The following is a 7,335-nucleotide window of genomic DNA, read 5'->3' on the forward strand; positions in this document are numbered from 1 at the left end:
ATTAAGCCTTTATGGCGCAAAGTTGTTCGCAGCAGGTAAAAGAACAGAGATTTAGGCTCAGCCATGAGCCATCAATAATAACAATTTAAAACCGCAAGCCTTTGGCAGTTCCTCTCCAGTCCTGCCTTAGGTTTGCACCCCAGTGGCAATCGATATGCAGTTCACGTCGACCGTTACTCTTATAAAAATATCGGGACAACACCGCCGCAAGGCTTGTTAAAAAGAACTATAAACGAGAGTAAAACATGCATACGTTAAACACACACAAGCGTCTGCTGGCGTTAACCGTAGCTATGGCGTTAAGTACGCCAGCGGCCTTTGCTGCAGAGAATGTTTGGGAAAGTATTGAAGTTACCGCGCAAAAGCGCAACGAGAATATAAGCGATGTAGGGATCGCTATTACTGCGTTTTCTGGTGAACAATTAGAGGCGCTTGGCCTTGAAAGCAGTACTGAGCTTATCGCGTTTACCCCTGGCGTATCGTTGGCCGGTGATATCGGTGGTCAGCGTGCTATTTTCAATATTCGAGGCGTGGTGCAAAACGATTACGCTGACTTGGCGGAAGCGCCGGTGGCCGTATACGTTGACGGTGGCTATTTAGCCAGTACCCAAGCACAAACCTTTGGTTTATTCGATGTGGCTCGCATCGAAATTCTTAAAGGCCCACAGGGAACATTATTCGGAAGAAATGCCACAGGCGGACTGGTTAATACGGTTACCGCCAAGCCCACTGCAGATACAGAAGGCTACGCGGAATTTACTGCCGCACGTTTCGAACAATACCGCTTCGAAGGGGCGATATCAGGCGAAATAGCAGACGGCATTTATGGTCGTTTTTCTGGGTTTACTAATCAGCAAGGTGAGATACTAGAGAATATTTATGAAGACGGTGCTGCACCCGATACCCGTTTAGGCTCTGTTGGAGGCGGTGAAGATGGGTACAACGATGACACTAAAGCGTTTCGTGCCCAGTTGCTGTTTGACATTGGCGAAGAAGGCTCGCTGCTACTAAGCGGTAACTGGTCAGATACAACCAAAAGTGAAGGCCCGTATCAGGTGGTGAACACCACCGAGATAAAAGATGCCGACGGCAATGTGATTGACGTTATTTATGCTGCTGACGACCCGCTTGGCTGTGACACTATTCAGGCAGGCGTGTGCGTAGACGGCAACTTCAATGGCGATCCTTTCCGTCCCGTTCAAGGCGGCGATTTCAATGGTAACTTCGACCCTGATGGTTCGGGCAATAAAGTAAATAAAGACTTTGCTTTTGACGATCAAAACAAAATCAAATCGAAAGGCCTCGCGGCAACATTAGACTATTCCTTCGAAGAATTCGATTTCTTCGCCATGTCTGATTACAAAGAGTTTAAACGTACCGTTGGCCTCGACTCCGACCAAACCGCGTCACCCGAACTTATTTTTCAATCTAACAGCACCATAGAGCAGTTTAGCCAAGAATTTCGATTCTCAGGTGAATCCGCAGACTTAAAGTGGGTTGGGGGGCTTTATTACCTTTCTATCGATACGGACTATAGCCAAGGCTTGGCGGGTTCACCCACCACCTTTTTCTTAGGCGGTGAAGAAAATAACACCCTAGTGTCTCTTGAAACCGAGTCTTATTCTGTATTTGGGCAAATAGACTATAGCCTGAGTGACGATCTTGTTCTGGTTGGTGGGTTGCGTTACACCCGTGAAGACAAAGACTTTGTAGGTAATGTGTATCAGAACGAGAATACTAACGACCGCGTTATCGAAATTGATACCACTACGACCTCTTTAGAAACTTTGGTCGATTCTAACGATCAAAACCTGTGGTCGGCCAAGCTACAGCTGGAATACAGTGTGGGTAATAGTTTGTACTATGCAGGCATCAATCGGGGCGTAAAAGCGGGGAGTTTCAATGCCCCGCTTCAAGGAGGTTTCAGCTTGTACGAACCTGAAGAACTTACTGCGTATGAAGCGGGTTTAAAGCACAGTTTTATGCAGGGAAGCGGCGTTTTTAATGCCAATGTTTTTTATTATGACTACAGCGATTACCAGTCGTTTTCGTGGGTGAATAATGCGGGGGTGGTGTCAAACGAAGAAGCCTCATTTAGCGGCGTTGAATTAGAAGTGTTCTTAACCCCGACAGATAGCTTAGATGTTATGGTTAACTTTTCATATACCGATGCAGTGGTTGAAGACTTAGAAGTGGCTTCTGGGTACTTTGCTGATACAACGCCGCCATTCACCCCAGAGTATCAAGCGTCTGCCATGCTTCGCTATAACTGGGACGCCTTCGACGGCAATATGGCAGCCCAACTGTCAGCCAATTATCAGTCGGAAACCTTTCACAATGCGCGGAATTTTACCGCTCATGAAATTGATAGCTATGCCACGGCTGATACTCGTTTAACCTGGGTAGACGCTGAGGACAAATGGCTAATAGCGGCTTATGTAGATAACCTGTTTGACTCAGACCACGAACTTATTGGCTTTGACGTAACTGGTTTTTATGGAACCAGCCAGATTTCCTATGCGAAGCCTAGGACGTATGGCGTAACGGTAAGACGTAATTTCTAATTAGCGTAGTTGCGCTTTATTTAACAATATAAAGCGTATCACCTACTTCTAAAAAGAAACGTGCGTAGCTAACCTAAATACCGACGTAGCAAAACGGTATTTAGGTTTTGCGTTAACAAAGCGCGCGAAGCGGCAGTATTTTTGCTTTTCTTTTTTGATAGGGGCTGTTGACCTTTGTTGTACACCAAAGATCAGCAGGCCCCAATAAAGGTTAGCAGCGAGCCTCTAATCTAATCGTTTCGCCGTTGAGAGTGCAGATGCATTTTTTAACCTACCGCTTTGCCGAGCATGACGCTGTGTAAAAAGAAGCAACAAGTAATAGCAAACCCAATAAGGAAATAGATCGTGGATAACACCAACAATCAGACCATGACAAAACCTTCCCATTACGATGGCGATTTATGGAATGAAGATTTAGCGCCAACCAACGCGGAAACCAGAACCTGGGTGTGGAAAGACTATGCGGCATTATGGGTTGCGATGGTGGTTTGTGTACCTACTTATCTCTTATCTGCCGGCCTGGTATCAGAAGGCATGAATTGGTATCAAGCGGTTATCACCGTACTGTTGGGCAACATCATCGTGCTTGTACCTATGATGCTAATTGGTCATGCAGGTGCAAAATACGGCTTACCTTTTCCCGTATTATTACGTAGCGCCTTTGGTACCAAAGGCGCGAAGATTCCTGCTTTGGCCCGAGGGCTTGTTGCATGTGGCTGGTTTGGAATTAACACATGGGTGGGCGGCAGTGCCATTTACGTTATTTTAAATAGCGTGAGCGGCGACGCATTTGTGGGGCAGGCACTACCATTTTTAGGTATCGATATCACACAAACTCTGTGCTTCTTCGCTTTCTGGGCGATGCACTTGGTTTATATAAAACACGGTACCGAATCTATTCGTTGGCTTGAAACTTTTGCTGCACCATTTTTGATCTTAATGGGCTTAGCGCTTCTTGGTTGGGCATACGTTAATGCTGGTGGGTTTGGCGAAATGTTGTCAACGCCGTCTCAGTTTGTTGAAGGTGGAGCCAAAGAAGGGCAGTTTTGGACAGCCTTCTTCGCGGGCTTGACCTCTATGGTGGGCTTCTGGGCAACCATGGCGTTGAACATTCCCGATTTCACGCGTTTTGCAAAATCACAAAAAGACCAAATGTTAGGCCAAGCTATTGGCTTGCCATTACCCATGGCGCTGTTTGCCTTTATCGGTGTAGCGGTTACATCAGCAACGGTCACCATTTATGGTGAGGCCATATGGGACCCTGTTGCACTAGCCGGTCGAATGGGCGGTATGGGTGTAGTGCTGGCACTTGCTGCGTTAGCACTTGCAACGTTAACTACAAATCTAGCCGCTAATATGGTAGCCCCAGCTTATGGCTTTTCGAACATGGCGCCTTCGAAAATAAGCTTCAAAATGGGCGGCTATATAACCGCTGGTATCGGCGTTGCTATCTTTCCTTGGAAGCTGCTTGAAACCGCGGGTGGCTATTTATTTACGTGGCTTACGGGATATTCTGCGCTACTTGGCCCTATCGCGGGTATTCTAATTGCCGACTATTTTATCTTAAGAAAATCGACCTTAAACATAGATGCGCTATTTCAACACGCTGGCGAATATGGCGCGAACAACGGTTGGAACATGGCGGGTGTGACTGCGCTTGTTATAGGCATTTTACCCAATATCCCCGGTTTTCTTCACGCAGCTGGTTTTCTAGAAAGCGTGCCAGCCGTTTTCGATACGCTTTACGCCTACGCATGGTTTGTAGGGTTAATCATCGCCAGCATGGTTTATCTGCTGCTCTCCAACAGAGCACCCGTCACCATGCAGGCAAAAAGCGCCTCCCAATAATGGGGTCAGAGTACATTTCTGAGTAGCAAAAAATGGGGTCGGATTACTTTTCTGAGCAGGAAACTAATGGGGTCAGAGTACTTTTCTATTTAATGTACTCTGACCCCCCAAATATACTTCGACAGGGTTATTTTCGCTTCATGTTTTCAAAAAGTGAAGGCTCCCAAGGCCGCATCGCCATTAAAAGACCAATGTGCTGACGCTCTTCAATTGGTAGGGCATTATCTTCGCTGCTGAGTTTTGCGGCTTCTTGTCGCAGTTGTTCAAGACGGCGCTGAATAATCGAAACCGAGGTCTGAGAATAGCGGCCGCGTAAATAGAAACGGAACATCCATGGCTCGTTTTTCTTTGGATCCATAAACTTCACCATTACTTCCTGTTCCATAAACTTCTCTAGCGGGCCGCCAGGGATCCAGCGAAAGTTTTGCGCAATAAGTAGCTTGTAGCGGTTGTTCGGTAACAACTCTATAAGCTTAAGTTTATCTAAGGTTGTCATTAGCTTAATGCCCTCGACCTCAGAAATATTGTAGTGCTTGATGATTTCCGAGAATCGCCAGCCATCACGCACACATACGGCTGCAAGCAGTAGCTTGGGATTGGCAAGTAACTCCATTTCTTGTTGCTCAGATAGCTGGGAAATTTTTTCCTGCTGCTTTTGCGACAGGCTAAAAAGGTCGCTCAATGACAAATTTAGGCATTCACAAATCTGTTCCAGCTTGTCGAGGCTGAAAGCCTGTAGAGAGAAATTTCGTTTTACGCTGGCCTCGCTTACGTTCAGTTTCTGTGCGATCTGTTTGTAGGTAAATCGCTGCTCTCGTAAACATTGTTTAAGCGTGTCATAAACAAGGTTAATTTGGCTCATGGTATTAAATATTTATACTTGTGGTGTAATTTAATACTACATCAGCGATTGTGGTTTACGAAATTTATTCTTGGTTCTAGTGTAGAACATGTTCAGGCACATCTCGCCTTTACATACTAGGAGCAAGTGATATGAAAAATTCGCGTTCAACATTGATGTTAACTGCACTATTAAGTAGTGCGCTTCTTACCCATTCTGTAATGGCAGATGATTCCATCGACCACAGTGGCAAAGCCAGTAAACATAGCGCGCTTGCAGCATCTGAAGGCTTAGCAACGACGGCGTCAGTAGCGAGTGCCGTAGTCGCTGTTCCGGTGATACTAACCGGCAGTGCTGTAGTGGCAGGTAGCGCAGTTGCTGAAAGTGTGATTGACGAGAGTAGCCGCAGTATTCACGGAGCTAGTCATCAGTCCTCCGTTAATAATAACCAGCCGTTAGTGGTTACCGAAACGATCATTACTGCAGACCCTGCGCCAAACAAAGTCGTTGCGACTACTAACACAACAACGACTACAACAACTACTACCACAACTAAACGCTAACGGTTAATTAATTGCTCGAACTTTGAAGCGCGACTGGAAGCTAAAAAAGTAGCTGTAGCTTGGTAAAAAACTGCTACAGCGAAGCGTTGTGCATCTAGCGCTTTAGGTGGCTCTTATTCAGTGCAAGTCGAGAGAATTTAAGCAGGGAAGAGTATGAAAACATTTTTGTATTCAATAGCTGTGGCTTTGGTACTACTTACTGCCAACGCTAATCACGCTTTGGCAGGTAGTCAGCAGCACGGAAAACCTTCGTTTTCACCAGAAGCCATTGCCATTTTTTCTAAAGAAGTAGAAAAGTATGCGGCAAGCCAAGGAGCTCGTGCCTTCATTATTGCAAGGCGAGGCAGACCGATTGAAGACATGCCGGAGGGCATTCGCTTCACTCACACTGCTATTGCTATCTACTCAAGCATACAGCTAGATAATGGAGAGACAGCCAAAGGCTATGCTATCCATAACTTGTATCAAGATGCTGATGAACAAGACGTGAGTCATCTAGTTACCGATTATCCTGTAGATTTTTTCTGGAGTGCTTATGCGCTCGAAGCAGGCCTGATTATCCCATCGGTTGCCGTGCAGCAAGCGCTTATAAGTATGTACAGCGAAGATAAAGCCAAATTGTTGCATAACCCACGCTATTCAGTGGTTGCTAACCCATTCAACAGTGAACGACAAAACTGTACCGAGTACACATTAGACGTGCTCAATGCTGCGGTGTACTCCACCACAGATATAGCCCAACTAAAAGCTAATGCAAAAGCATATTTTACGCCGCAAAAGGTCAACATGAGCCGCGCAAAACTTGGCTTGGCGAGTGTGTTCAGTGACGGCGTGACGCTGTCCGATCACGGTCGTAAGGTAGAAACGACTACATTTGGAAGCCTTGCTCGCTACATGCAGAAATACGATTTATCGGAAAAGGCAGTCATTTTTGCGAGTAGCGGTGAGACAACTATTATCGAGGAATTTAACAATGCAGATTCAGAATAAACCAACGAAAGCATTTCGAATAGCATCACTGGCAGCCCTAATTGTGGGTGTAGGCGCTTATTTTATCGGCCTTTACAATGCCCCAATGGCGCTTAATGAAAAAGGTTATTACTTCGCCATTATGTTATTTGGCTTGTTTTCTGTGGTGAGCTTACAAAAAACGGTACGCGATAAAATGGAAGGTGTGCCAACTACCAAAGCGTACTTCCTTGCATCAGCTATAGCTACTGCATCAGCCATCGTATTGTTGGTAATTGGCTTATTAAATGCTGAGCTTTTATTAAGCGAAAAAGGCTTCTTCGGTATGGCCTTCACTCTAAGCCTTTTCGCCGCTATAACGGTGCAGAAGAACGTACGCGATAGCCAAACTGCAGACGAGTCACGCAACACAAAAAGCGATACTCAAAGCAGCGCTACTGAGCACAAAGACTCTCCCAAAGTGAAAGCTGCTTAAAAAATGGGGTCAGAGTCTGAGGTATCCCCACAAATAATGACTAAAATTCAGTAAGATAAAAAATAAAGGGAACAT

6 protein-coding genes are annotated in these 7,335 nt (G+C 45.7%); 5 read left to right on the forward strand and 1 reads right to left on the reverse strand.

Going from position 1 to position 7,335, the window contains the following annotated elements; all coding sequences use genetic code 11:
• The first annotated feature begins 245 nt into the window (after positions 1–245).
• Both NO989_RS09430 and NO989_RS09435 read left to right on the forward strand, forming a co-directional pair.
• Positions 246–2,564, forward strand: a complete 2,319-nt coding sequence (locus NO989_RS09430) for a TonB-dependent receptor (RefSeq protein WP_278344123.1) — start codon at positions 246–248, stop codon at positions 2,562–2,564.
• Positions 2,565–2,909: 345 nt separating this feature from the next.
• Positions 2,910–4,412 (forward strand): NCS1 family nucleobase:cation symporter-1, encoded by a 1,503-nt coding sequence (locus NO989_RS09435; protein WP_371342430.1) that lies wholly within the window; start codon positions 2,910–2,912, stop codon positions 4,410–4,412.
• Between the two features lie 127 nt (positions 4,413–4,539).
• Here NO989_RS09435 and NO989_RS09440 read toward each other — a convergent pair whose 3' ends face one another.
• Positions 4,540–5,274, reverse strand: a complete 735-nt coding sequence (locus NO989_RS09440) for a helix-turn-helix transcriptional regulator (RefSeq protein ID WP_075177917.1) — start codon at positions 5,272–5,274, stop codon at positions 4,540–4,542.
• Positions 5,275–5,405: 131 nt separating this feature from the next.
• On the opposite strand from NO989_RS09440, the gene NO989_RS09445 reads away from it, so the two are divergent.
• The 3 genes from NO989_RS09445 (at position 5,406) to yiaA (ending at position 7,260) form a co-directional block, all read left to right on the forward strand.
• Positions 5,406–5,816 carry a hypothetical protein gene (locus NO989_RS09445; protein ID WP_278346044.1) on the forward strand — a complete coding sequence of 137 codons (411 nt, stop codon included), beginning with the start codon at positions 5,406–5,408 and terminating at the stop codon, positions 5,814–5,816.
• A 153-nt stretch (positions 5,817–5,969) separates the two neighbouring features.
• Entirely contained in the window at positions 5,970–6,806 is an 837-nt protein-coding gene (locus NO989_RS09450; protein ID WP_371342431.1) for a DUF2145 domain-containing protein, read from the forward strand.
• Positions 6,790–7,260, forward strand: a complete 471-nt coding sequence (gene yiaA, locus NO989_RS09455; protein WP_371342432.1) for an inner membrane protein YiaA — start codon at positions 6,790–6,792, stop codon at positions 7,258–7,260. Before NO989_RS09450 ends, yiaA begins: the two co-directional genes overlap by 17 nt.
• Positions 7,261–7,335 lie beyond the last annotated feature (75 nt).

This window comes from Alteromonas sp. DY56-G5 (genome assembly GCF_041414725.1).
GTDB classification, from domain to species: domain Bacteria; phylum Pseudomonadota; class Gammaproteobacteria; order Enterobacterales; family Alteromonadaceae; genus Alteromonas; species Alteromonas macleodii.

What these genes read in the sequence shown, in the direction of transcription:
- NO989_RS09445 (WP_278346044.1), top strand. Translation starts at nt 5,406, where the DNA reads ATGAAAAATTCGCGTTCAACATTGATGTTAACTGCACTATTAAGTAGT.
- NO989_RS09440 (WP_075177917.1), bottom strand. Translation starts at nt 5,274, where the DNA reads ATGAGCCAAATTAACCTTGTTTATGACACGCTTAAACAATGTTTACGA.
- NO989_RS09430 (WP_278344123.1), top strand. Translation starts at nt 246, where the DNA reads ATGCATACGTTAAACACACACAAGCGTCTGCTGGCGTTAACCGTAGCT.
- yiaA (WP_371342432.1), top strand. Translation starts at nt 6,790, where the DNA reads ATGCAGATTCAGAATAAACCAACGAAAGCATTTCGAATAGCATCACTG.
- NO989_RS09450 (WP_371342431.1), top strand. Translation starts at nt 5,970, where the DNA reads ATGAAAACATTTTTGTATTCAATAGCTGTGGCTTTGGTACTACTTACT.